Below are 23,785 nucleotides of genomic sequence, written 5' to 3' on the forward strand. Positions count from 1 at the left end.
CGTGGCCGGCCTGCCTCCCCGGCACACGCGGGAGGCCATCGCCGGCCCGGATGATTGGATTCAGTGTCCGATGGAAGGAAGGCCCAGGCCTGTCATGACTCCCGTGCTTGAAGTCCAGCTCATCGCCGTCGTGGCGGCCCTGGCCTGCGCCCTCCCCGGCGTCTGGCTGCTGCTGCGTCGCCAGGCGCTGCTCAGCGACGCCATCAGCCACAGCGTGCTGCTCGGCATCGTGCTGGGCTACCTCTGGTTGGGCCGTCTGGACTCCCCCTGGCTGGTGGCTGCGGCGGCCCTGAGCGGCCTGGCCATGGTCTGGCTGGTGGAGCTGCTGCGGCGCAGCGGCCGCATGAAGGAGGACGCCGCGTTGGGCCTTGTCTTTCCCGTCATGTTCAGCCTGGCCGTCGTCCTCGTCACGCGCCTGGCCGGCGGGGTGCATCTGGACACCGACGCCGTGCTGCTCGGCGAACTGGCTTTCGCCCCCTTTCGCCGGCTCGCGCTCTTCGGCCTCGACCTGCCCCACGCCCTCTGGCAGATGGGCGGCCTCCTGCTGGCCAACCTTCTCTTCCTCCTCGTCTTCTGGAAGGAATTGACCGCCTCCGCCTTCGACCCGCTGCTGGCATCCGCCCTCGGCTTCCTGCCGGCCCTGCTGCACACCGCGGAGCTGGGCCTGCTTTCGCTTACTTGCGTGGGCGCCTTCGACGCGGTGGGTTCCGTCCTGGTGGTCGCCCTGGTCGTCACGCCCGGCGCCGTCGCCCTGCTGCTCAGCGAACGGTTGCCCGCCGTCTTTGCCTGGGCCGCGCTGGCCGCCGTGGCCATGGCCCTCCTTGGCTGGCAGATCGCCTGGCGCCTGGATGCCTCCATCGCCGGGTCCATGGCGGTGGCGGGCGGCGTCCTCTTTGGACTGGCCCTCCTCCTCTCCCCGGAGCACGGGCTGGTGGCGACCCGGCGACGCAGCCGCCAGCAGAGCCGCCTCTTCGCCCGGCGCGTGCTGGCCATCCATCTCTTCAACCACGAAGGGACGGCGGAGGAGGAGCGCGAATGCCGCCTGGGCCACCTGAGCGAGCACCTGGGCTGGTCGGCCGAGACGGCGGGACGCGTGGTGCGCTGGGGGGAGGCGGAGGGGGATCTGGCCTGCCGGGGCGAGTATCTTGGCTTGACGAATCAGGGGCGGCGCCTGGCCCGCCAGGCCCTGGAGGACCTGCCCCTGCAGATGACGGGACGCGGCACGGAGGCATGGGCCTGTCCCTGGCCGCGCCGGGGATGAAACACGGAAGGGAGACGACATGGCGATGAGCTACCGGCCGCTGGGCCGCTGCGGCACCAAGGTGAGCACGCTGGGTCTGGGGGGCTGGACCACCTTCGGCGGAACCCTCAAGGAGCAGTCCCAGGTGGACCGCATCCTGCACGCGGCCTTCGAGCACGGCGTGAACTTCTTCGATTCGGCGGACATCTACGCCAAGGGCGCCGCCGAGGAGGCGATGGGGCGCGCCCTCGCCGCCCTGCCCCGCCACCGACTGGTCATTTCCTCCAAGGTCTTCTGGCCCATGAGCGATGACGTCAACGACCGCGGCCTCTCGCGCAAGCACATCATCGAGTCCGTCGAGAAGAGCCTGCGCCGGCTGGGCACCGACTACCTGGACATCTACTTCTGCCATCGTTTCGACAGCGAGACGCCGGTCCTCGAGACGCTGCGCGCCATGGACGACCTGGTGCGCCAGGGCAAGGTCCTCTATTGGGGCACCAGCGAGTGGAGCGGCGAGAACCTGCGCCAGGCCCACCGCCTAGCCCGCGAGTGGCTGGTCCATCCCCCCCAGGTGGAACAGCCCCAGTACTCCCTCCTCGCCCGCGGCCGCTTCGAGTGGGATGTCCTGCCCACCTGCCTGGAGTTGGGCATGGGCACGGTCGTCTGGAGCCCGCTGGCCAGCGGCCTGCTCAGCGGCAAGTACGACGGAGGCATCCCCGCCGGCAGCCGCCTGGAGATGCAGGAGTGGTTGCACCGGAGCCTGCTCAAGCCGGACAACCTGGAACGTGTCCGCCGCTTGGGGGAGCTGGCCGCCGCCCGCGGCCTGGGCCGCGCCCAACTGGCCCTGGCCTGGGCCGCCGACCGTTTCGGCGTGTCCAGCGTCATCCTGGGAGCCACCAGCGAGGCCCAGTTGCTGGAAAACCTCGGTGCGCTTGACCTGGTCATCGACGAGGAGCTGCGCGGCGGGTTGGAGGCCATCTTCCCCGCCGGCCTGCAGGGCACCGACTGATGGAAGCTTCCGCCCGGCGCGCCCTGCTCGATGGCATCATCGACTACGCCGGCCTCTTTCCGCCCGCCACCCTGCCCATGGCGGAGGCGTGGCGCGAGTACGGCCGCCACCGGGCCTCGCCCCAGGCCTGGATGCTGGGCCGCTTCATCTGCCCCGCCGCCCGGCTGGAGGAGTTGGCGGCCTGTCTCCAACCGGAGGAAAGCGGCGTGTCGCTGGCTCTACTGGCCGCTCGCGCTCCCGAGGCCGCGGCCCTGTCGGAAACCCTCGCCGCGGATGAAGCGGGCTGGGCGCGCTTCAGGACCGGGCAGTCCGGTCGGGCCCGGGTGGAGGCCTGGGAGCTGCGCCTGCCGGAGGACTCGCCCGACGGAGACGCGCTGGAGGCCATGCTGGCGAAGGGGAGGGCGCTGCTTTCCCCGGACATGGACACCTTCTGGGAGGCGGGGCCGGACTGGGATCGCGGGCGGCTGGAGGCCCTGGCCGAGGTCCTGGTCCGTCTGAACGCCGGTGGCGGACGACACGGCCTCAAGCTGCGCTGCGGCGGCGTGACGGCGGCCGAGTTCCCCACTCTTGACCGCGTGGCGATGGTGATCACCCTCTGCCGCGACCACGGCCTGCCCCTGAAGCTCACGGCGGGGCTGCATCACCCCTTGCGCCATTGGCGACCCGAACCGGGCGTCTGGATGCACGGATTTCTCAACGTCTACTTCGCCGCCATGGCGGCCCTGACCCACGGACTGGCGGAGCGCGACCTGCTCCCCATCCTGTCGGAGACCCGCCGGGATCTCTTCCGCTTGCGGGAGGGCGAGCTGTCGTGGCGTGAGTTGCGGGTGGAGACCTCGGAGGTCCGCGAGGCCCGCCGCCTCCTTCCCGGCCATGGAAGTTGCAGTTTCGATGAACCGGTGGCCGACCTGCGCGCGCTGGGTTGGCTGGAATCAGGGGGAGAGGGAGGATGAGCGACCAGGACTTCAACGCGCTGCGTTCCTTCGTGCCGGGCGCCCAGGAGACGGACTTCCCCATCCAGAGCCTGCCCTTCGGCGTCTTCGTGCCGGTGGCGGGCGGCGCGCCGCGGGTGGGCGTGGCCATCGGCGACCAGGTGCTGGACCTGGCCGCCCTGGAGGAGGCGGGCTGCTTCAGCGGACCCCGGCTTGAGGGGAAGCGCGTCTTCGCCGCCGACGCCCTCAACGCTTTCATGGCCCTGGGCCCGGCCGCCTGGGCCGAAGTCCGCGCCCGCCTGCAGGACCTGCTGCGCGAGGACAACCCCGAGCTGCGCGACCGCGCCCCCCTGCGCGACGCCGCCCTCTTCCCGCAGTCCGCCGTCCGCCTGCTCCTGCCCGCCCGCATCGGCGACTACACCGACTTCTACTCCTCCCGCGAGCACGCCACCAACGTGGGTGTCATGTTCCGCGGCAAGGAGAACGCGCTCATGCCCAACTGGCTGCATCTGCCGGTGGGCTACCACGGCCGGGCCAGCAGCGTGGTGGTGTCGGGCACGCCGGTGCGCCGCCCCTGCGGCCAGACCGAGGCCCCCGAGGGCGGGCGGCCCCTCTTCGGCCCCAGCCGCCTGCTCGACATCGAGCTGGAGATGGGCTTCTTCACCGGCCCGGGCAACGAGCTGGGCGCGGCCATCCCCATCGAGCAGGCCCGCGAGCACATCTTCGGCCTCGTGCTGGTCAACGACTGGTCGGCGCGGGACATCCAGAAGTGGGAGTACCAGCCCCTGGGTCCCTTCCTGGCCAAGAACTTCGCCACCACCATTTCGCCCTGGGTGGTGCCCCTGGCCGCCCTCGAACCTTTCCGCATCCCGGGTCCGGCGCAGGACGACCCCCAGCCACTGCCATACTTGCGCCAGCCCGGCCCCGGCGCCTTCCAGGTCGAGCTGGAGGTCTGGCTGCGCGGCGCGCGCATGGACCGGCCGGCGCGCATCATCGCCAGCAACCTCAAGCACCTTTACTGGAGCATGGAGCAGCAGCTGGCCCACCACACGGTGACCGGCTGCAACCTGCGGCCGGGCGACCTGCTGGCCAGCGGCACGATCAGCGGGCCGGACAAGGAGTCACGCGGCAGCCTGCTGGAACTGACCTGGCGCGGCACGGAGCCCCTGGACCTGCCCGGCGGCGAGACGCGCCGCTTCCTGGAGGACGGCGACACGGTGACCATCACGGGCCAGGCCCAAGGTCCGGGCTGGCGCATCGGCTTCGGCGAGGCGGTGGGAACCATCCTGCCCGCCCGTCCATCGGCCTGATTGCCGCGGCCCCCTTGCTTTGCTACCCTGGACGCCACGGATTGAAAGGAGCCATGAGCGGCCTGCCCACCACCAAGCCCCGTGCCTGTCGCGGGATGCAGCCGGCCCACAGCCCCCTGCGGCGCTTCCTCGCGCAGCTCGTGCTGCTGGTGTGGTGCGTGCAAAGCCTGGCGCTGGTGCCCCTGGTCGCCCATTGGACCAGCGTCGACCATGGCCACGATGTGGCGGACTGCCACCCCGCCGCAGGGGAGGGGGATGACGGCTGCGACCCGTCTTGCGCCTGCCTGGGTTGTCCGGCCCATGGTGGCGGTCTGGCCTTGCTCGTCACGCTGAACGGCCTGGGTCCGCTCCCCATCGCCCCGCCGGAAGGCCGCGTGCACCAAGTGCCGCCTGTGCTGCTCCTCGTCCACTCCGTCTTCCGACCACCCGCTGCCTGATCTCTTCTTCTCAATCCTGACCTGAGACCGCTGCCCTCTGCCGGGCGGGGGAATCAGGACACTCCGCAACCAAAGCCACGTAGCGAGGAAGACCACAATGCGAATACGACCGCCCCGTGGGGGGTTCGGGCGTAGCGCCCTGCTGCTCCCCCTTGTGCTCCTGGTGAACGGGTCCATCCCCGCCGCGCCTGTCGCCGACGCTGGCGACACGCTGCGCGTCACCTGGAACGACTGTCAACCCTTGGTCGAGGCCCACCCTCGCCTGGCAGCGGCCCGCGCTTCCGTCCAGGCCGCCGCCGGAGCCGTGCGGGAGGCGGCCGCGCTGCCCAACCCGGAGGGGGACCTGCGCCTCCTCAGCGTGGACCCGCGCCACGGAGGTGAAGCGGCCCGGGAAGAGGAGTTCGCGCTGGGATTGCCCCTGGACTGGATCTGGACCAGGCCGGGACGCCTGAGCTCGGCGCGGGCGGGCGAAGCACTGGCTGCCGTTGAAGCGGAGCTCGTGACGCGCGAGCTGACGCTCGAACTGGCGGAGGCGTTCTGGGTCCTGGCCGGCGACCAGGCACGGGCGGCGACGCTGGACGACCTGGACCGGCACATGCAGGACCTGCGGCGTGCCATCGCCATCCGCGTCCAACTGGGCGAATCCCGGCCGGTGGAGGCGGCGCGCATCGATGTGGAAGCCCTGCGCCAGCAAGCCGAGGCGGACGCGGCCCGGCGCGCCCTCGAACTCAGCCGCCGGCGGCTGGCACAGTGGCTGCCCGCGGCGGCGGGCGTTCCGCTGGTGGTGGAGACGGACATTTTTCAGCTGCCGGCGCCACCGGACGAAGGGGCGCCCGGGGAGCACGCGCGCTTGCGCGCGGCGCAGGCCAGCATCAGGGCGGAACGCGGGGCGCTCGCCGCCGAACGGGCCGGCCTGCTGCCCCGCCTGGAGCTGCACGGCAGTCTCGAGCGCGCCGACGACCGCCTGGCCCGGGGGGTGGGACTGACCCTGGACCTGCCGCTGTTCAATTGGAACCGCGGCCGCATCGGGCAGGCCCGCGCCCGCCTGCGGGAGGCGCAGGCCGGGCTGGACGAGGAGCGCCGCCGGCTGGCCATGGACCTGGCGGAGGCGGAGTCCGCCTGCGGCACGTCCCTGGCGACGGCCCGCAGCTACCGGGACGAGATCCTGCCCCGCGCCGAGGAGGCCGCACTGGCCCTGGAGAAGGGCTGGCGGCTGGGAGAGGCCAACCTCTTCGAATTGATCGACGCCCGCCGCCTGCTGGGGAGCATCCGACGCGAGGCGATCGAGGCCTGTGTCCAGGCTCAGGTGGACAGGCTCCGCCTGGGCATGCTGCTTGAGAAGGAGATCTACTGATGAAGGCGATCGCCAAGCGGGCGGCGCTGTTGGCGCTGCTGTCCCTGGTTCACTCCTGCGGTCGGCCGCCCACCGCGGAGGACCATGGGGAACATGACGGCCATGAACACGCGTCCCAGGACGCGACGGCGGAAGGGCATGGACAGGATCACGACCACGGCGCCGAGGAATCCGACCTGGACCGCCCGGTGGAGGAGTTGTTCGCGGCCGGCTGCGAGCATGGCGTGAAGACCCACCAGTGCGAGGAATGCCGCTACGAGGTGGGCGTGGCACGGGCACCCGGGCGCCTCTTCGAGGAAGGGCTGCTCCACCTGGGGCATGTGGAGGCCCGCGCGGTCGAGACCACCCTCACTCTCACGGGTGAGATCGTCTTTGATGCGCAACGGGTGGCCGATCTGGGCACGACGGCGCCGGGCGTCGTGCGCCAGGTTCGTGTGGCGCTGGGCGAGCGCGTGCGGCGCGGCCAGGTGCTGCTGGAGCTGGAGAGCGCCGAGGCGGGCGAGGCCGAAGAGGCTCTTCTTGAGGCCGCGGCCCAGTTGAAGATCGCGGAGCGGGGCGTCGCGCGCATCGACGAGCTGCGCCGGGAGGGGATCAGCTCCGAGCGGGAGCATGTGCTTGCCGCCAAGGACCTGGAGGCGTCGCGGAACCGGGTCGCCACCGCCCGCCAGCGCCTGGCCATGATGGGGCAGGACACCACGGGCGAGCGCCTCCCGAGCGCGGAGGAGCCCCGCGGCCGTCTGGTGGTGAAGGCGGCCGGCGACGGCGCCATCATCGCCCTGCACGCCGCGCCGGGCGAGAGCGTCCAGCCCGGGGACGTGCTTGTCACCCTGGCGGACAACAGCTCGCTGTGGGTCTGGTGCGACCTCCACGAGCGGGATCTCGCCGCCTTGCACGGCCTTGTCCCCGGGGCCGGATGGCGGGCGGTGGTCACGGTCAAGGCCTGGCCCGGCGAGGAGTTCACCGGCGTCGTCGATCTCGTCAGCCCGGTGATGGACGCCGCGACCCGCACCGTCAAGGTGCGCGTGGCCGTGCGCAACCCCGCGGGGCGACTCCTGGCCGGCATGTTCGCCCGTGTGGGGATCCTGCTGCCCGGCGGCGAGATGGTCGCCGCGGTGCCACGCGCCGCGGTCTGCGAGGACGAGGGCCGCGCCTTCATCTTCGTGCCCCACCATGAGGACTACTTCGTGCGGCGCCCGATCACCACGGGCCGCGCCTGGGGGGACTGGGTCGAACTGCTGCAGGCGCCGGACGGCGTCTCCACCGTGGTGACGGAGGGGGTCTTCCTGCTCAAATCCGACGTGCTGCGCTCCAAGATGGGCGCCGGTTGCGCCGACTAGGAGAAAGCGATGAAACTCACCCTTCTGCTCCTGCGCCACCGCCTGCTGGTGGTGCTGGCGGCGGCCGTCCTGGCCGTCGCCGGCGCGATCGCCTGGCGCGCCCTGCCCATCGACGCCTTTCCCGATGTCACCAACACCCAGGTGATGATCCTCAGCCAGGCTCCGGGCCTGGCCGCCACCGATGTGGAGGACCGCATCAGCTATCCCATCGAGCAGGTGATGCGCGGCCTGCCCCGTGTCACCGAGGTGCGCTCCCTCTCCAAGGCCGGCCTCTCCCAGGTCGTGGTCATTTTCGAGGATGGCGTGGACACCTATTGGACGCGCCAGCAGGTCTTCGAGCGGCTCTCCATCGCCCGCGAACAGCTGCCGCCCGGCGTCGAGCCGGAGCTGGGCCCCATCAGCACGGGGCTGGGCGAGATCTTCCAATACACCCTCGAGAGCGACGCGGCCGATGCCATGGAACTGCGCACCATCCAGGACTGGCTGGTGGCGCCCCTGCTCAAGCCGGTGCCCGGCGTCAATGAGGTCAACAGCTTCGGCGGACAGGTGCGGCAGGTCCAGGTGCTGGTCTCGCCGGACCTCCTGCTCGCCCACGGCCTGACGCTGGAGGAGGTGGCGGACGCGCTGGAGGCCAACAACGCCAACGCCGGGGGCGGCGTCATCGTGCGGGGCTGGGAGCAGGTCTACCTGCGCGGCGTGGGTCTTCTGCAGGGGCCGCAGGATGTCGAGAACGTGGTGCTGCGCGCCCGGGACGGCACCCCCGTTCTGGTGAGGGACATCGCCGAGGTGGTGATCGGCGCCGAGACGCGCCAGGGCGCGGTGACGCGCGACGGCAAGGGCGAGGCCGTGGCGGGCATGATCATCATGTTGAAGGGCGAGAACGCCCGCGACGTGGTCGACCGGGTGAAGGCCGCCATGGACGGCATCCGCGACAACCTGCCCGCCGGCGTCCGGCTCAACGTCTTCTACGACCGCACCGACCTGATCCAGGCCTGCATCCGCACGGTGCAGAACGCCCTGCTCGAGGGCGGCTTGCTCGTCATCATCGTTCTCTTCGTCTTCCTGGCGGAATTGCGCACGGCCCTCATCGTCCTCGTCAGCCTGCCCCTCACCTTCCTGGCCAGCTTCATTGTGATGGGCTGGACCGGCATCAGCTCCAACCTGATGAGCCTGGGCGGGCTGGCCTTCTCCGTGGGCATGGTGGTGGACGCCTCCATCGTCGTGGTGGAGAACGTGCGCCGGCACCTGGCCCACGCCCTGCCGGAGACGCCGACCCGGGAGGTGGTCGCGCGGGCCGTGACGGAAGTGGCCCGGCCCGTTTCTTTCTCGGTCCTCATCGTCGTCATCATCCTGGTGCCGCTCTACACCCTGCAGGGCATCGAGGGGAAGATGTTCGCCCCCCTCGCCTCGACCATGCTCATCGCCCTCCTCGCCTCGTTGCTCATCGCGTTCACCGTCATCCCCGTCCTGTCCGAACTCGTGTTGCGGCGGCGGCCGGATCGCGAGTTCGCTGTCACGCGCCGCCTCCACACCGGCTACATGCGCCTGCTGGACCGCGCCCTGCGCCGCCCGGGCCTGACCATGGGTATTTCGACCGCTTTCCTGGCAGGGGCGTTGGCGCTGGTGCCCTTCATCGGGACCGAGTTCATGCCGGACCTCGACGAGGGGGCGATCGCCGTCAACGTCGTGCGCCTGCCCAACGCCTCGCTCGAGGGCTCGGTGGCCGTGGCCACGGCCATCGAAAAGCGCCTGGCGGCCTACCCTGAGGTGGCGACGGTGGTGAGCAAGACGGGTCGCGCCGAGATCTCGGAGGATCCCATGGGGCCGGAGCAAACCGATGTCATCATCATGCTCAAGCCGCGCGGAGCCTGGGGCCGGGGACGCCACCGGGCAGAGCTGGTGGCGGCCATGCAAAACGACCTGGCGACCATCCCCGGCCTGCGCTACTCCTTCTCCCAGCCCATCGCCCTGCGCGTCAACGAGCTGATCTCCGGCGTCAAGAGCGATCTCGCCGTCAAGATCTTCGGCCCCGACCTGGACGTCCTCAAGAAGCTGGCCGACCAGGCGGCCGCCGTGTTGCAGAACACGCCGGGCGCCAGCGACGTCAAGGTGGAGCAGGTCTCGGGCATGGAGCAACTCGACGTGCGCGTCGACCGCCAGGCCTCGGCACGCCATGGCATCAACATGTCCGACATCAACGCGACCATCGAGCTGGCTGTCGCCGGCCGCCAGGCCACCATCCTGATCGAGGAGCAGCGGCGCACGGCCGTGGTGCTGCGCTATCCCGAGGCCGAGCGCGGCTCCCGGCATCAGGTGGAGCGTTTGCTGGTGGCGGCGCCGGGGGGCGAGCGCGTCCCCCTCGCCCAGCTGGCGGAATTCGCACTGGTGGAGACGCCCATGCAGGTGAGCCGCGAGAACGGCATGCGGCGGGTGGTGGCGGAGGCGAATGTGCGGGGGCGGGATCTGGGCGGTTTCGTCGCCGAGGTCCAGGAGCGGCTCCAGCCGCTGGTGAAATCCATGCCCACCGGCTACCACCTGGCGTACGGCGGCCAGTTCGAGAATCAGCAGCGCGCCATGCGCCAGCTAAGCCTGGTGGTGCCCGTCGCCCTGCTTCTCATCCTGGTTCTCCTCTTCCTGGCCCTGGGCTCGCTCCCCGTCTCCCTGCTCGTTCTCCTGAACCTGCCCTTCGCCCTGGTCGGCGGCGTCATTGCCGTCGTGCTGTTCCAGATGCCGCTCTCGGTCTCGGCGGCCGTCGCCTTCATCGTCCTGCTCGGAGTGGCCGTGCAGAACGGCGTGGTGCTCGTCGCCTTCTTCCGCCAGCTGCGGGAGCAGGGAGAATCCGTGGCGGACACCGTCCGCATCGGTTGCGACCTGCGTTTCCGGCCCTTGCTGATGACGGCCTTGACCAGTTTCATCGGCCACCTGCCCATGCTCTACGCCACAGGTTCCGGGGCCGACATCCAGAAACCCCTGGCCGTGGTGGTGATGGGCGGCCTCGTCACCTCGACGCTGCTGACCCTGATCGTCCTGCCCACGCTCTATCTTTCCGCCCATCGCTGGCGGGAGGGCCGGAGGGCGCGGCGGGCCGCCTGACCGCTTCGCCTCCCGGGCGTGGTGCGCGCAAGGCCATGATGCGAAGTGGATGGAGGTGGCATGAACGAGGTGCTTGAGCAGATCTGGGCGCACCGCTCCATCCGCGCCTACCGGCCCGACCCGCTGGCGGAGGAGACCCTGCGCGAGATCCTGGAAGCCGGCTTGCGGGCGTCCTCAAGCGGCAACATGCAGACCTGGTCCGTCATCGTGACGCGGGAGGAGGAGCGCAAGCGCCGCCTCTGGGAGCTGCATCTCAGGCAGGACATGATCCTCCAGGCGCCGGTCGTGCTCTGTTTCTGCGCCGACTTCCACCGCATGGGCCGCTGGTGCCGGCGGCGCGACGCCGTCCCCGGCTACGACAACCTGCTCAGCTTCCTGGTGGCCACCGGGGACCTCTTCCTGGCCGCGCAGAACAGCGTCTTGGCCGCCGAAAGCCTGGGCCTGGGCGCCTGCTACATGGGCACCACGCTCAACGCCATGGAGGAGCTCTGCCTCTTCTATGAGCTGCCCCCCGGCGTGGTGCCGGTCACCAGCGTCGTGCTGGGCCATCCCGCCGAGGACCCCGCGCCCCGCATGCGCCTGCCCCTGGATGGCCTCCTGCACCAGGAGCGCTACCGGGACTACGACGACGCCGAGATCGACGGGATCTACCAGCTGCGCGACACGGAGGGCTGGCTGCGCTATCTGGCCATTCCGGAACTGGCGGAGCGCATGGGGCGGGACGGCATCACCAACCTGGCCCAGGTCTACACCCGGCTCAAGTACCGCAAGGCCGATTTCGACGAAGCCTCCCGCCGCATCCTGGCCCTCCTGCGCCGACAGGGCTTCATGGCACAGGACGACTGATTCCCGCTCCGGTCCGCCCCCGGCCGTGGTGGTCGCCGGCTTGTCAGCGGGCGGGGGGCAGCAGCACCGCGTCGATGACGTGGACCATGCCGTTGGAGGCCTTGACCGAGCCCAGGATGCGGTGGCCGTCAATGAGGACATCCCCGCCCCGCCGCGTGATCAGCGCGGCCGTGCCGTCCACCATGCCCAGGCTCTGCCCGTCCCGGAAGCTCTCGAGGGCCAGGGCCGAGGTGGTCACATGATGGTAGAGGATCGTCTTCAGCTGGTTCTTGTTCTCCGCCTTGAGCAGATTGGCCAGGGTCCCCGCCGGCAGCTGGTCGAAGGCGGCGTTGATCGGGGCGAAGACGGTGAAGGGTCCGGCGTTGGAGAGGGCGTCCACCAGTCCGGCCGCCTGCACGGCCTTGACCAGGGTGCCGTGGTCCGGCGAGGCGACGGCCACCTTGACGATGTCCTTCTGCGAGACATCGTCCTGCACGGCGGATTGTCCGGCCGAGGCCGACGGGGCGGCGGACTGCTCGGCGGGCGGGGCGCCGCAGCCGATCCACAGCGAGACGGAGATGATCAGCGGAAACAGCCTGCTCATGTGCATCCTCCCATTGGTCTGGACAGCCACTGCCTGCGGGCGGCTTTGCAACGCGTGAAAATCGCACCTGAAGGTAGGATTAAAGTTCAAGAATACCAGTTGGATGGACCCGCGGGCCTGGGGCAGGGCTCGGGTTGGATGATGAGGGCGGTGACGCGACCAGGTCCAGCGGACTCTTAGCGCAGCTCCCGCCTCAGCCGGCGCAAATCGGGGATGGTCACGGCCCGGCCGTTGAAGCGGGCCAGATCCAGGGCGCCCAGCTGGCGCAAGGCGCGGGCCACCGTCTCCGGACGCACGCCCAGCATGGCGGCCAGGTCGCGGCGGGACAGGGGCAGATCGAGGCGCGCCAGGTTGCCGTCCCCCTCCACCAGGCCGCAGCCGGGCAGGAGCTGCAACAGGAGATCAAGCAGGCGCCATTCCAGGGTGCGGGTGGCCATGCGCAGCCGGGCCTCCCCGTAACTGCGCAACTCCAAGGCCAGCAGGCGGGAGAATTCGGCGCGCAGCTCCGGGTTGCGGGTGAGGATCTCGTCCAGCAGGCGGGCCGGGAAGAAGCAGGCGCGGGACTGGCGCAGCGCCTCGGCCCCGGCCGTGTAGTCCATGCCGCCGAAGTAGGCGGGGAAGCCCAGGGTCTCCCCGGGATGGGCCAGGCGCAGGATGACCGAATTGCCCTGCTTGTCCGACTTGCGCAGGGCGAGCAGGCCGGACTCGATGCAATGCAGGCCGTGGCAGGGGTGGTGTTCGTGGAAGAGGATCTGGCCCGGGGCCAGGATCAGGTCCGTGCGGAACTCCTCGAGCAGCCGCTGGTCCCGATCGTCCAAGTGGCTCCAACACGAGGCGGGAAAGAGCCGGCACATGCGGCAGGCGCTCACCGCCAGAAGGTCGACTTGGCCCACACCGGCTCCTTGCGTCTAGTGGACTGATTCTCGTGAGATGACGGATGATGACGTGCATAGGCCGTCCAGCGCAAGGCGTCCGCGCCGCCGGCGCAGTGGGGCTGCGTCAAGGCGCGGCAACGCGGCGATGGGCGGCCTGGGCGCTTCCCGTAGGGTTTGCGGGGTTACCAACGTTCCATCTCCCATGCATTGTGCAGCAAACAGCATCCGGCAGATCACGGGAATCGGTCCACCAGTCTGGTCGTCACCAACTTCGCCAGACACTTGATTTTTATCAAGCGGGAGAATGACAAAAGCCGTTCGCCGGACACCTGTTGTTCCTTAAACTATCCGCCAGCCATCCAGCGCTTGTCACGACGCAACAGACCCCAGTCCGGGAGGTGCCATGAGCGAACGCATCGAGTCCTTTGCCTACAACGATGACGTCGTCCGCAAGTTCGTGATGGCCACGCTGCTGTGGGGCGTGGTCGGCATGCTGGTGGGCCTGCTCATCGCCTTGCAGCTGATCTGGCCCGCCTTGAACTTCGACCTGCCCTTCCTCACCTTCGGCCGGCTGCGTCCGCTGCACACCAATGCCGTCATCTTCGCCTTCGTGGGCAACAGCATGTTCGCCGGCATCTATTACTCGACCCAGCGCCTGCTCAAGGCCCGCATCTTCAGCGATCTCCTGTCGCGCATCCACTTCTGGGGGTGGCAGGCCATCATCGTCTCGGCGGCGCTTACCCTGCCCTTCGGCTTCACCCAAAGCCGCGAGTATGCGGAGCTGGAGTGGCCCATCGACATCGCCATCGCCGTGATCTGGGTCGTCTTCGCCGTCAACTTCTTCATGACCATCGCCCGGCGGCGCGAGCGCCACCTCTACGTGGCCCTCTGGTTCTACATCGCCACCCTCATCACCATCGCCATCCTGCACATCTTCAACAACCTGTGGGTGATCGCCGGCCCGCTCAAGAGCTACTCCATCTACGCCGGCGTGCAGGATGCCTTCATGCAGTGGTGGTACGGCCACAACGCCGTGGCCTTCTTCCTCACCACGCCCATCCTCGGCCTCATGTACTACTTCCTGCCCAAGGCGGCGGAGCGCCCGGTCTTCAGCTACCGGCTCTCCATCCTCCACTTCTGGACCCTCGTCTTCATGTACATCTGGGCCGGGCCCCACCACCTGCACTACACGGCCCTGCCGGGCTGGGCCTCCACCCTGGGCATGGTCTTCAGCATCATGTTGTGGATGCCTTCCTGGGGCGGCATGATCAACGGCCTGCTCACCCTGCGCGGGGCCTGGCACAAGGTGGCCGAGGATCCCATCCTCAAGTTCTTCGTGGTGGCCGTCACCTTCTATGGGATGAGCACCTTCGAGGGGCCCCTCTTGAGCGTGAAGACGGTCAACGCCCTGTCCCACTACACGGACTGGACGGTGGGGCACGCCCATGCCGGCGCCCTGGGCTGGAACGGCTTCATGGCCTTCGGCATGCTCTACTGGCTGGCGCCCCGCCTCTTCCAGACGGGCCGCCTCTACAGCCGCAAGCTGGCCGAATGGCACTTCTGGCTGGGCACGGTGGGCATCCTGCTCTACGTGGTGGCCCTCTACTCGGCGGGCATCACCCAGGGCCTCATGTGGCGCGCCTTCGACCAGACGGGCCGCCTGCTCTACCCCGATTTCGTGGAGACGGTGCTGCGCCTGGAGCCCATGTACATGGCCCGCGCTCTGGGCGGCAGCCTCTACCTGCTGGGCGCCCTCATCGGCGCCTGGAACATCCTCATGACCTGGAGCCGGCGTCCGGCCGTCTACGAGGAGCCGGTCTACGAGGCGGCCGCCCTCGTCAATGTCAAGGAAGAGGCCGACTACAGCCGCCTGGGCGAGGCGGGCACGCCCATGCCCGGCCTCGGGCACGCCGCGCGCCGCTTCACCAGCCTGGCCTGGCACCGCGTGTGGGAGGGTCGCGGCCTGCTCTTCACCGTCTGGGTGGCCGTGGCTGTCATCGTGGCCAGCCTCTTCGAGATCATTCCCACCTTCCTCATCAAGTCCAACGTGCCCACCATCGCCTCGGTCAAGCCCTACACGCCGCTGGAGTTGTACGGGCGGGACATCTACGTGGCGGAGGGCTGCTACAACTGCCACAGCCAGATGATCCGGCCCTTCCGCGCCGAGGTGCTGCGCTATGGCGAATACTCCAAGCCCGGCGAGTTCGTCTACGACCATCCCTTCCAGTGGAGCAGCCGGCGCATCGGTCCCGACCTGCACCGCGAGGGCGGCAAGCGCAGCGACTTCTGGCATCTGGAGCATTTCCGCGACCCGCCGCGCATGACCCCGGGCTCCATCATGCCGGGCTACCCCTGGTTCGAGACGAGCCTGATCGATTTCGCGGCCATCCAGAAGCGGGTGAAGGCCATGGTGATCCTCGGCGTGCCTTACGGGGACGAGGCCGCCCGGGCCGCCGAGCTGGCCCGCGAACAGGCCGGCCGCGTGGCGCGCGCCATGGCCGAGGCGGGCGGTCCCGCGAACCTGGAGGACAAGCAGGTGGTGGCCATGATCGCCTACCTGCAGCGTCTGGGCACCGACATCAAGTCCTCGGCGGCCGGCGGCGCGGGCGTGCTCCTCCCGCAGAGCCGGGCGGAGAACTGACATGGGCCTGTCCGCCATCATGGGACATGCCGGCCTCTCGGGCTATGCGATCGTGGCGATGCTGCTCTTCATCGCCGTCTTCGCCAGCCTGATGGTGCGCCTCTGGCGCCAGGGACGCTCGGGCCGCCTCGAGGAGGCGGGCCGGCTGCCCCTCGATGACGGCCGGCTGGCCACGCTCGTTGATCCATCGACCCGCAGGCGCAAGGAGGGGTGATGAAGGACCGGACTCCCAACCAGCTGTTGGACCACAACTACGACGGCATCGAAGAGTACGACAACCCGCTGCCCCGGTGGTGGGTGTGGATCTTCTGGGCCACCATCATTTTCGCCGAGCTCTACTTCATCTGGTTCCATCTTGGTCCCGGGCGCAGCATCCACGACGAGTACGCCGAGGAGATGGCCACCTGGGACGCCCGCTTGGCCGAGCTGGCTCCCGCCGCGGTCAGCGAGGCCGACCTCCAGAAGATCCTCGGGGATCCGGCCCGCGTCCAGGCCGGTGCCCTGGTCTTCGCCGGCAAGTGCATGCCCTGCCACGCCGCCGACGGCGGCGGCATGACCGGCCTGGGGCCCAATCTCACGGACGACTGGTGGAAGCAGGGGGACGGCAGCCTGGCGGCCATCTATCAAGTGGTGCGCGACGGCGTGGCCGGCACCGCCATGCAGGCCTGGGACCAGCAGTTGAAGCCGGGGGAGCTGCAAGAGGTGACGGCCTTCGTCCACTCCCTCCAGGGCACGACGCCGGCCAATCCCAAGGAGCCGGAGGGTCGGCAGCTGGGCGTGGCCGACCAGGCGGCCGGACAGTAAGCGCGCGAAGCCGCGACGGGCGGATCAGGGTCACGCCGGGGACCCCGCCCGCCGGCAGGGTGTGACACGGCGTCCTCTCGAAGTGGCGGCGCGGCCCCCGCGGCGGGCCGGCCGACGGCAGGAAGGGAGGCGCATGAGCGAACACTCGGTCCTGGAGGCCCCGGAGCGGGTCCTCTCCACCCTGAACAAGGACGGCAGCCGGCGCTGGCTGCGTCCCCGCCTGGCGCGGGGACCCTGGCAGCGACGCCGCCTGGTGGTGGCTTGGCTGCTCATCGCGCTCTTCACCCTCATGCCCATCCTGCGCCTCAAGGGCAAGCCGCTCATGCTGCTGGACCTGGCGGCCCGCGAGTTCACCCTCTTCGGCGCCACCTTCCACGCCACGGACACCCTCTTCCTCATGTTGCTGATGGTGGGCATCCTGCTCTCCATCTTCCTGCTCACGGCGCTGTTGGGACGGGTCTGGTGCGGCTGGGGCTGTCCCCAGACCGTCTACATGGAATACGTCTTTCGTCCCCTCGAGCGCCTGATCGAGGGCGACCACCTGCGCCAGCACGAGCTGGACCAGGGCGGCGGCGCCAGTCCGCGCCGGATGGTCAAGCATCTGGTCTTCCTGCTCATCTCCGTCTTCCTGGCCAACACCTTCCTCGCCTATTGGGTGGGATGGGACCGGCTCCTGCACTGGATCAGCGGATCCCCGCTGGAACACTGGGCCGGCTTCCTGGTGATGGCGGTGACCGCCACCCTCGTGTTCGGCGATTTCGCCTGGTTCCGGGAGCAGACCTGCATCGTGGCCTGCCCCTACGGCCGTCTCCAGAGCGTGCTGCTGGACCGGCACTCCCTCATCGTGGCCTATGACGCCCGGCGCGGGGAGCCGCGCGCCAAATGGCGCCGGCAAACGGCGGAGCGTCAAGGAGGGGATTGCATCGATTGCCACCATTGCGTGGTGGTCTGTCCCACCGGCATCGACATCCGGGCCGGCCTGCAGATGGAGTGCATCCATTGCACCCAATGCATGGACGCCTGCGACACGATCATGGACCGCATCGGCCGCCCCCGCCGCCTCATCCGCTACGGCAGCCAGGCCGAGCTGGAGACGGGCGTGCGCCGCTTCCTGCGGCCCCGCGTCGTGCTCTACCCGCTGGCCCTCGGCCTGGTCCTGGGATTGCTCGTGGTCAACCTGATGCGCCGGGAGGACACGGTGCTGACCATGCTGCGCGGTCTGGGCACACCCTACAGCGTGATGCCGGGCGACAGCATCGCCAACACGATCCGGCTCAAGGTGGACAACCAGCGGGGGGTGGATCGCCAATACTGGATCCGGCTGGCGGAGCCGGTCGGGGGACGGGCCATCGTCGCCCCCAATCCCCTGGCCGTGGCGGCCGGGCGCATGAACACGGCGACCATCGTGGTCCTGGTGCCGCGCACCGCCTTTGACGGCGGGGGCGCCGCGGCCGTCTTCGAAGTGGAGGACGGCCTGGGCTACCAGGCCCGCCTGGCGGGCGCCCTGCTCGGCCCGGCGTCGCATCTGGCGGGAAAGGCCGGCGAAGAGTCGATGGATCCGGGAGGAGACGATGACTGAGCAAACGCGGCGCGGCCGCTGGTGGCCCTGGGCCGTCGTCGCCCTGCTGGTCTTGATGGGCACGATGATGGCCGTGCTCATCAAGGTGGCCGTCGACGACCCCACCCATGTGGTGGAGCCGGATTACTACCAGAAGGCCATGCGCTGGGACGACACCGCCGCCCTGCGCGATGCGAGCGCGCGGCTGGGCTGGCAGGTCCGCCTCGACTTCCGCGAAGTGCCGGGCGAGCTGCTGGCGGGGGCGGGCCATCCGCCTCCCAACACGCTGGTCGTGGCCATCCTGACGGACTCGACGGGGGCCGCCCTCGCCGGCCTCAACGTCCACCTGCGCGCCTTCTTCAGCGCCCGCGCCGACCGTGTCTACGAGGCGGATCTGCCGGAGGTGGCGGGAGGCTACGGCGCCGCCTTCCGCCTGGGGCCGCCCGGCATCTGGGACTTCGAGCTGAGCGCCCGCCGCGACAGCACGACCTTCGTCTGGAGCGGCACGCGGGAGCTGGGCGCCGTGCGCGAGTAGGGAGGGGTTGATGGAGGCTCTGTTCCTGGCCGTGTTGGCCGCCAGCCTGCTGGGCAGCCTGCATTGCGCCGGCATGTGCGGTGGTTTCGTCGCCTTCTACGCGGGGGGGGACCGCTCCCACGGCCGCTCGCGCCTCCTCTCGCACGCCGCCTACAGCGGCGGCCGCCTGCTCACCTATGCCCTGCTGGGGGTGGCGGCCGGGATCCTGGGGCGGGCCCTCGACCTGGCCGGCGCCGCGGCGGGCTTGCAGCGCGGCGCGGCGGTGGCCGCCGGCCTCCTCATGATGCTGTGGGGCCTCGTCATGCTCTTGCAGGTGAAGGGCCTGCGCATCTCCACCCACCTGCCGCCCGTCTTCCAGCGCCTGGTCCAGGAGGCGCTGGGACAATTGGGGGACAAGCCGCCCGTGGTCAAGGCCCTGGTGCTGGGCCTGCTCTCGACCCTGCTTCCCTGCGGCTGGCTCTACGCCTTCGCCATCACCGCCGCCGGCACGGGGGATCCGGTCGCCGGGGCCCTGGTCATGGTGGCTTTCTGGCTGGGCACGCTGCCCGTGCTGCTGACGCTGGGCATGGGCGTGCAGGCGATGGCCGGACCGCTCCGCCGGCATCTGCCCGTGATCAGCGCCCTCCTCCTCATGGTGATCGGCGCCCTGACCGTGCTGGACCGCGCCAGCATCTCGGTGGAGCGCTTCCGCGGGATCGGGGCCGCCGTGGCGGTGGAGGCGGAACAGCCTGCCGCCACGGGGCTCAAACCCTGGGAACTGCCCTGTTGCCAGGCCCCGGGCGACAGCACCAGCTCGAAGCCGCACAAGTGAGCGGGCAGGCATGACGAGCGGGACCCCCACCCGCTGCACCCACTGCGGCCTGCCCGTCCCCGCCGGCCTGATCGAGCCGGGGGTGGAGCATCCGTTCTGCTGCAATGGCTGCCGCACGGTCCATGAGGTGATCCACCACCACGGCCTGGAGCAGTTCTACCGCGTGGCCCAGGTCACCGGCGAGACGCCCTGGAAGGCCAATCCGAGCGGCCGCACCTTCGAGGACTTCGACGACCCCGCCTTCCTCGAACTATATGCCCGCCCCCTGGCCGGCGGACTGCGGCAGGTGGAGTTCTATCTGGAGAATGTCCACTGCGCCGCCTGTGTCTGGCTGGTGGAGAAGACGCCCCTGGCCATCCCCGGCGTGGTGGAGGCCCGCCTGGACGTGCGGCGCTCCCAGGCCACCATTGTCTGGGACCCGGCCCGCAGCCGGCTCTCGGCGGCAGCCTGCTTCCTTGACCAGCTGGGTTATCCGCCCCATCCCTATCGCGGCATCAAGGTGCGGGAGATGCGCCGCATGGAGGATCGCCGCCTCCTGCTGCGCATCGGGGTGGCGGGGGCGGTGGCGGCCAACGTCATGATCATCGCCGTCGCCCTTTACGGGGGTTTCTTCCATGGGATGGAGGCCCAGTACGAGACCTTCTTCCGCTGGGTCAGCCTGGCGGCCATCCTGCCCTCCATGTTCTACTCGGCCTCCGTCTTCTATCAGGGGGCCTGGGCCGCTCTGCGCAACCGACGCCTGCACATGGACCTGCCCGTCAGCATCGGCCTGTCGGCAGGCTTTGTCAGCGGAGTGGTCAACACGGTGCGCGCCAGCGGCGACATCTATTTCGACTCCCTGGCCACTCTCATCCTTCTCCTGCTGGGTGGACGCTGGCTGGAGCGCCGCCGCCAGCGGGAGTCGGCCGACGCCGCCGAACTGCTCTACTCCCTGGCCCCCGCCGCCGCCCGCCGCATCGACGCGACGCCCGAGGGCGAGCAGGTGCGGGAGGTGCCGGTGGAGGCGCTCAAGGTGCAGGACCTGGTGGAGGTGCGGGCGGGCGACCTCGTGCCGGTGGACGGCCTGGTCGAGGAGGGCGTCAGCGAGCTGGACCTCTCCCTCCTCACCGGTGAATCGCGGCCGGTGGCGGTCCGCGGCGGCGAGGCGGTCCATGCCGGCACGACCAATCTGCTCTCGCCTCTGCGCGTGCGGGTGGAGGCGACGGGTGAGCAGACCCGCGTGGGCCGCCTCATGCAGGTGGTGGAGGAAGCAGCCGGCCGCCGGGCGCCCATCGTGCGGCTGGCCGACCGCCTGGCCGCCTGGTTCACGGGCGTCGTCATCGTGCTGGCCGGGGGCACTCTCCTGCTCTGGCTGCAGATCGATCCCGCCCACGCGGTCAACCACACCGTGGCCCTCCTCATCATTACTTGCCCCTGCGCCCTGGGCCTGGCCACGCCGCTGGCCATCAGCGTGGCGGTGGGCCGGGCGGCCCGGGCGGGCATCCTGGTCAAGGGCGGCGACGTGGTGGAGGCGCTCAGCAGGCCGGGCCTGCTGCTGCTGGACAAGACGGGCACCCTGACCGAGGGGCGCAGCAGTCTGCGCCTCCTCCTGGGAGACGAGGGCGCGCTGGCCGCCGCCGCCGCCCTCGAACGCCGCGTGCAGCACCCGGTGGCCCGCGCCCTGGTCAGCGAGGCGGACAGGCGGGCGCCGGGGGGCGAGGGGGAGCACCGCATCGAGGATCTGCGCCAGGACCTGGGCGGCGGCATCAGCGGGCGGGTCGACGGCGTGGAGATCTGGGTGGGCAGCCCGGCCTGGGTGGAGTCCCGCCTGGCGGGACCTCTTCCCGCCCAGCTGCGCGGCTGGGTGGAACACGTGGTGGCGGAGGGCCTCAGCCCCGTCGTCCTGGCCCGCGCCGGCCGGCCGGTGGCCGTGGCCGGGCTGGGGGACGCCCTGCGCCCGGATGCCGCCGCCACCCTGGCCCGCCTGCGGGAACGGGGCTGGCGCTTGGGCATCCTCTCGGGGGATCATCCCCACATCGTGGCGGAGACGGCCCGCCGCCTGGGATTGGACCCGTCCTCCTGCCGGGGCGGCGTGCTGCCCGAGGAGAAGCTGGCGGCGGTGGAGGCGGCGGCGCGCCAGGGCACGGTGGTGATGGTGGGAGACGGGGTCAACGACGCGGCGGCCCTCTCCGCGGCCACGGTGGGGGTCGGCGTCCACGGCGGCGCCGAGGCCAGCCTGGCGGCGGCGGACGTCTTCCTGACCAGGCCCGGCCTGGCCGCGGTGGCCGACCTGATGGAAGGCGCCCGTCGCACGGTGCGCGTCATCCGCCGCAATCTCATCTTCTCGCTGTGCTACAACGTGGTGGGGGCCGGCCTCGCCATCGCCGGGCACATCAATCCCCTGCTCGCCGCTCTGCTCATGCCACTTTCGTCCATCACGGTGGTGACCAGCAGCTTCCGTTCGCGTACCTTCGTCTGAGAAGACCGTGCGGGGCAGGCCGGCGGGCGCTCCCCCGGTCGCCACAGCTTCGGGAGGCGTCCCGTGTCCGTCATCTACCTCGTCCTGCCCCTCGCCCTGCTCATCGCCGCCGGCATGATCTGGGCCTTCATGCGCTCCGTCCGCCGCGGCCAGTTCGACGACCTGGACACACCGGCCCTGCGCATGCTCTTCGACGACCACCCGGCCCGCCGCGACAAGGCGGGGCAGGCCGGGGATCCGCCCACGAAAGCGGCCGACGAGGCGGAGCCCCCCTCCGCCTGATCCTGATCCAACCTGGCTGCCACCTTTTGCCGCCCGCCGCACTCGTAGAGGCAGGGGACAGAAAGGCGACCTGATGCATGCACCCGATCCACCCCCGGCCGACCTCTTCTGGAGGCTGCTGGAGCCGCACTGGGAGAAGCTGTGCGCCCTGGCGCGGCAGCTGGCGCCTGCCGGCGAGGAGGGCGACCTCTTGCAGGACTGCCTGCTCAAGGGAGTGGGCGGACTGCCCGGTCTGCGCGACGTGGACCGCTTCATGGCCTGGATGGCCCGCATCCTGGTCCATGAAGCCCGCCGCCGGCACCGTCGGGGCCTGTGGCGGCGCTGGGGGACGAGGGCGGATCCGGCCGAGGCGATGGAGCTGCCGTCCGGCGGGGACGCGGGCGGCGAGGAGCACCTGCGGCGCAGGCACCTCAAGTGTGCCCTGGCCGCCCTGGCGCCGGCGCGGCGCGAGGTGCTGCTCCTGCACTACCTGGGCGGCCTTTCGCTGGCCGAGGTGGCGCAGGCGCGCGGGGAGGCCCTCAGCGCCGTCAAGACGCGGATCAGCCGGGCGCGCCGGGAACTGCGGGGCATGCTGGAAGGCCGCCTCAACCTGGCCCTGATCGGACGACAGAGCGAGAAGGAGCTGGATCATGACTTCGAACAGCACCTGGAAGCCGCGCCTCTCCGCGGACAGGAGTCCTGAGCGGGAGGACGAGGACCTGCGCGCCCTCTTCCACAGCCTGCGTCCACGATCCGGGGAGCTGCCCGACCTGGCGGAGGAGCGCCGCCGCCTGGAGGCGCGCCTGGCTCGGGGAAGGGCGGCGGCAAGCGGAGCGCGGGCGCCTGGGCTGGCCCGCCTGGAGAAAGGATGGATGGAGATGTGGAGACCTGCCAACTGGAGCCTGCTGCGCGTGGCGGGGGCTTGTGCCCTGCTGGCGGTGGTGCTGGCCTGCACCGTGCCTCTTGATTATGACCGCGAAGCCGGCCTCAACTTGCGCCTGACCATCAACGGGGAGCTGCAACCCGTGCTTGAGCTGTTGCGGGAAGGCCCCTGGAGCCTGGATGCCCTCCGCGTGGATGAGGGGGCGACGGCGAGCGTGGTGGAGGCCAGGCTGCGGGACGCCCGCGTGGAGGACCTGGAGATCCTGCGCACCCTGGCTGTGGTGGAGGAGCTGGAGAGCGGCCCGTGGGCCGAGGAACGGCGTGGCACGCTGTTCACCATGATGATGGACAACGTTTTCCATCTGCGCCTGGACATTTCGGGGATGAGCGACGAGCAGATCAACGAGGCCCTGGGCGAGCGCCTGCAGGCCGAGGGCTATCCCGGCCGCGTGACCGTGCGGCGCCAGGAGGGCATGCCGCAGGTGCTGGTGGAGGTCGAGGGCGACGAGGGAGCGACCCCCGGCCAGCTCACCATCGAGCTGTCCGACCGGCGGGACAGCATCGCGACCGAGGGCGTCTGGGTGCAGGAGGGGCGCCCCCTCAACCTGGAGCTGGGCCAACTTGAAGGATTGAGCGAGGAGGAGATCCGGGCCCGGGTGCGCCAACAGCTGCAGGCGGCCGGCTTGCACCCCGATTCCAGCCAGATCTTCATCCAGCGACATGAATCAGGCGAAGGGCAGCGCCGTCAGGCCGAGCTGAAGGTGGAGGTGCGGGCCGGCGAGTAGATTCCTGGACGGCCGCCGGGTCGTCAGGACCGAT

Annotated in this window: 21 protein-coding genes; 19 read left to right on the plus strand and 2 right to left on the minus strand. The window is 70.3% G+C overall.

Annotated elements, in window-relative coordinates:
* The first annotated feature begins 94 nt into the window (after nt 1-94).
* The 9 genes from Q8O14_02225 (at nt 95) to Q8O14_02265 (ending at nt 11,558) form a co-directional block, all read left to right on the plus strand.
* Nucleotides 95-1,261, plus strand: a complete 1,167-nt coding sequence (locus Q8O14_02225) for a metal ABC transporter permease (protein MDP2359559.1) — start codon at nt 95-97, stop codon at nt 1,259-1,261.
* Nucleotides 1,262-1,286: 25 nt separating this feature from the next.
* Nucleotides 1,287-2,249 carry an aldo/keto reductase family protein gene (locus Q8O14_02230; protein ID MDP2359560.1) on the plus strand — a complete coding sequence of 321 codons (963 nt, stop codon included), beginning with the start codon at nt 1,287-1,289 and terminating at the stop codon, nt 2,247-2,249.
* Nucleotides 2,249-3,202: a hypothetical protein gene (locus Q8O14_02235; protein ID MDP2359561.1), complete on the plus strand. Its 954-nt coding sequence runs from the start codon at nt 2,249-2,251 to the stop codon at nt 3,200-3,202. The genes Q8O14_02230 and Q8O14_02235 overlap by 1 nt, the downstream gene beginning before the upstream one ends.
* Complete coding sequence (gene fahA / locus Q8O14_02240; protein ID MDP2359562.1) at nt 3,199-4,491, plus strand: fumarylacetoacetase; 1,293 nt, start codon at nt 3,199-3,201, stop codon at nt 4,489-4,491. Before Q8O14_02235 ends, fahA begins: the two co-directional genes overlap by 4 nt.
* 53 nt (nt 4,492-4,544) lie before the next feature.
* Complete coding sequence (locus tag Q8O14_02245) at nt 4,545-4,928, plus strand: hypothetical protein (GenBank protein ID MDP2359563.1); 384 nt, start codon at nt 4,545-4,547, stop codon at nt 4,926-4,928.
* A 97-nt stretch (nt 4,929-5,025) separates the two neighbouring features.
* On the plus strand, nt 5,026-6,282 hold the full coding sequence (locus Q8O14_02250; protein MDP2359564.1) for a TolC family protein: 1,257 nt from the start codon (nt 5,026-5,028) through the stop codon (nt 6,280-6,282).
* Complete coding sequence (locus Q8O14_02255; protein ID MDP2359565.1) at nt 6,282-7,619, plus strand: efflux RND transporter periplasmic adaptor subunit; 1,338 nt, start codon at nt 6,282-6,284, stop codon at nt 7,617-7,619. The genes Q8O14_02250 and Q8O14_02255 overlap by 1 nt, the downstream gene beginning before the upstream one ends.
* Nucleotides 7,620-7,628: 9 nt before the next feature.
* Complete coding sequence (locus Q8O14_02260) at nt 7,629-10,712, plus strand: CusA/CzcA family heavy metal efflux RND transporter (GenBank protein ID MDP2359566.1); 3,084 nt, start codon at nt 7,629-7,631, stop codon at nt 10,710-10,712.
* Nucleotides 10,713-10,772: 60 nt separating this feature from the next.
* Complete coding sequence (locus tag Q8O14_02265) at nt 10,773-11,558, plus strand: nitroreductase family protein (protein MDP2359567.1); 786 nt, start codon at nt 10,773-10,775, stop codon at nt 11,556-11,558.
* 43 nt (nt 11,559-11,601) lie between these two features.
* Here Q8O14_02265 and Q8O14_02270 read toward each other — a convergent pair whose 3' ends face one another.
* Nucleotides 11,602-12,141 (minus strand): fasciclin domain-containing protein, encoded by a 540-nt coding sequence (locus Q8O14_02270; protein MDP2359568.1) that lies wholly within the window; start codon nt 12,139-12,141, stop codon nt 11,602-11,604.
* Nucleotides 12,142-12,317: 176 nt separating this feature from the next.
* Complete coding sequence (locus tag Q8O14_02275; GenBank protein ID MDP2359569.1) at nt 12,318-13,034, minus strand: Crp/Fnr family transcriptional regulator; 717 nt, start codon at nt 13,032-13,034, stop codon at nt 12,318-12,320.
* 385 nt (nt 13,035-13,419) lie between these two features.
* On the opposite strand from Q8O14_02275, the gene ccoN reads away from it, so the two are divergent.
* The 10 genes from ccoN to Q8O14_02325 all read left to right on the plus strand — a co-directional run bounded on the left by ccoN (nt 13,420) and on the right by Q8O14_02325 (nt 23,751).
* Nucleotides 13,420-15,657 carry a cytochrome-c oxidase, cbb3-type subunit I gene (ccoN, locus tag Q8O14_02280; protein MDP2359570.1) on the plus strand — a complete coding sequence of 746 codons (2,238 nt, stop codon included), beginning with the start codon at nt 13,420-13,422 and terminating at the stop codon, nt 15,655-15,657.
* A gap of 1 nt (nt 15,658) precedes the next feature.
* Nucleotides 15,659-15,871 (plus strand): cbb3-type cytochrome c oxidase subunit 3, encoded by a 213-nt coding sequence (locus Q8O14_02285; GenBank protein MDP2359571.1) that lies wholly within the window; start codon nt 15,659-15,661, stop codon nt 15,869-15,871.
* Entirely contained in the window at nt 15,871-16,461 is a 591-nt protein-coding gene (locus Q8O14_02290) for a cbb3-type cytochrome c oxidase N-terminal domain-containing protein (protein MDP2359572.1), read from the plus strand. Before Q8O14_02285 ends, Q8O14_02290 begins: the two co-directional genes overlap by 1 nt.
* A 133-nt stretch (nt 16,462-16,594) precedes the next feature.
* Entirely contained in the window at nt 16,595-18,040 is a 1,446-nt protein-coding gene (ccoG, locus tag Q8O14_02295; protein MDP2359573.1) for a cytochrome c oxidase accessory protein CcoG, read from the plus strand.
* Nucleotides 18,033-18,554, plus strand: a complete 522-nt coding sequence (locus tag Q8O14_02300; protein ID MDP2359574.1) for a FixH family protein — start codon at nt 18,033-18,035, stop codon at nt 18,552-18,554. Before ccoG ends, Q8O14_02300 begins: the two co-directional genes overlap by 8 nt.
* Nucleotides 18,555-18,564: 10 nt before the next feature.
* On the plus strand, nt 18,565-19,365 hold the full coding sequence (locus Q8O14_02305; GenBank protein MDP2359575.1) for a sulfite exporter TauE/SafE family protein: 801 nt from the start codon (nt 18,565-18,567) through the stop codon (nt 19,363-19,365).
* A 10-nt stretch (nt 19,366-19,375) separates the two neighbouring features.
* Nucleotides 19,376-21,823, plus strand: a complete 2,448-nt coding sequence (locus tag Q8O14_02310) for a heavy metal translocating P-type ATPase (protein MDP2359576.1) — start codon at nt 19,376-19,378, stop codon at nt 21,821-21,823.
* Nucleotides 21,824-21,886: 63 nt separating this feature from the next.
* Nucleotides 21,887-22,105: a cbb3-type cytochrome oxidase assembly protein CcoS gene (gene ccoS / locus Q8O14_02315; protein MDP2359577.1), complete on the plus strand. Its 219-nt coding sequence runs from the start codon at nt 21,887-21,889 to the stop codon at nt 22,103-22,105.
* Between the two features lie 73 nt (nt 22,106-22,178).
* Nucleotides 22,179-22,787 carry a sigma-70 family RNA polymerase sigma factor gene (locus Q8O14_02320; protein ID MDP2359578.1) on the plus strand — a complete coding sequence of 203 codons (609 nt, stop codon included), beginning with the start codon at nt 22,179-22,181 and terminating at the stop codon, nt 22,785-22,787.
* On the plus strand, nt 22,735-23,751 hold the full coding sequence (locus Q8O14_02325; protein MDP2359579.1) for a hypothetical protein: 1,017 nt from the start codon (nt 22,735-22,737) through the stop codon (nt 23,749-23,751). The genes Q8O14_02320 and Q8O14_02325 overlap by 53 nt, the downstream gene beginning before the upstream one ends.
* Nucleotides 23,752-23,785 lie beyond the last annotated feature (34 nt).

Source organism: bacterium, from assembly GCA_030685015.1.
GTDB lineage: Bacteria > CAIWAD01 > CAIWAD01 > CAIWAD01 > CAIWAD01 > CAIWAD01.

What these genes read in the sequence shown, in the direction of transcription:
- Q8O14_02225 (MDP2359559.1), top strand. Translation starts at nt 95, where the DNA reads ATGACTCCCGTGCTTGAAGTCCAGCTCATCGCCGTCGTGGCGGCCCTG.
- Q8O14_02230 (MDP2359560.1), top strand. Translation starts at nt 1,287, where the DNA reads ATGAGCTACCGGCCGCTGGGCCGCTGCGGCACCAAGGTGAGCACGCTG.
- Q8O14_02235 (MDP2359561.1), top strand. Translation starts at nt 2,249, where the DNA reads ATGGAAGCTTCCGCCCGGCGCGCCCTGCTCGATGGCATCATCGACTAC.
- fahA (MDP2359562.1), top strand. Translation starts at nt 3,199, where the DNA reads ATGAGCGACCAGGACTTCAACGCGCTGCGTTCCTTCGTGCCGGGCGCC.
- Q8O14_02245 (MDP2359563.1), top strand. Translation starts at nt 4,545, where the DNA reads ATGAGCGGCCTGCCCACCACCAAGCCCCGTGCCTGTCGCGGGATGCAG.
- Q8O14_02250 (MDP2359564.1), top strand. Translation starts at nt 5,026, where the DNA reads ATGCGAATACGACCGCCCCGTGGGGGGTTCGGGCGTAGCGCCCTGCTG.
- Q8O14_02255 (MDP2359565.1), top strand. Translation starts at nt 6,282, where the DNA reads ATGAAGGCGATCGCCAAGCGGGCGGCGCTGTTGGCGCTGCTGTCCCTG.
- Q8O14_02260 (MDP2359566.1), top strand. Translation starts at nt 7,629, where the DNA reads ATGAAACTCACCCTTCTGCTCCTGCGCCACCGCCTGCTGGTGGTGCTG.
- Q8O14_02265 (MDP2359567.1), top strand. Translation starts at nt 10,773, where the DNA reads ATGAACGAGGTGCTTGAGCAGATCTGGGCGCACCGCTCCATCCGCGCC.
- Q8O14_02270 (MDP2359568.1), bottom strand. Translation starts at nt 12,141, where the DNA reads ATGAGCAGGCTGTTTCCGCTGATCATCTCCGTCTCGCTGTGGATCGGC.
- ccoN (MDP2359570.1), top strand. Translation starts at nt 13,420, where the DNA reads ATGAGCGAACGCATCGAGTCCTTTGCCTACAACGATGACGTCGTCCGC.
- Q8O14_02285 (MDP2359571.1), top strand. Translation starts at nt 15,659, where the DNA reads ATGGGCCTGTCCGCCATCATGGGACATGCCGGCCTCTCGGGCTATGCG.
- Q8O14_02290 (MDP2359572.1), top strand. Translation starts at nt 15,871, where the DNA reads ATGAAGGACCGGACTCCCAACCAGCTGTTGGACCACAACTACGACGGC.
- ccoG (MDP2359573.1), top strand. Translation starts at nt 16,595, where the DNA reads ATGAGCGAACACTCGGTCCTGGAGGCCCCGGAGCGGGTCCTCTCCACC.
- Q8O14_02300 (MDP2359574.1), top strand. Translation starts at nt 18,033, where the DNA reads ATGACTGAGCAAACGCGGCGCGGCCGCTGGTGGCCCTGGGCCGTCGTC.
- Q8O14_02305 (MDP2359575.1), top strand. Translation starts at nt 18,565, where the DNA reads ATGGAGGCTCTGTTCCTGGCCGTGTTGGCCGCCAGCCTGCTGGGCAGC.
- Q8O14_02310 (MDP2359576.1), top strand. Translation starts at nt 19,376, where the DNA reads ATGACGAGCGGGACCCCCACCCGCTGCACCCACTGCGGCCTGCCCGTC.
- Q8O14_02320 (MDP2359578.1), top strand. Translation starts at nt 22,179, where the DNA reads ATGCATGCACCCGATCCACCCCCGGCCGACCTCTTCTGGAGGCTGCTG.
- Q8O14_02325 (MDP2359579.1), top strand. Translation starts at nt 22,735, where the DNA reads ATGACTTCGAACAGCACCTGGAAGCCGCGCCTCTCCGCGGACAGGAGT.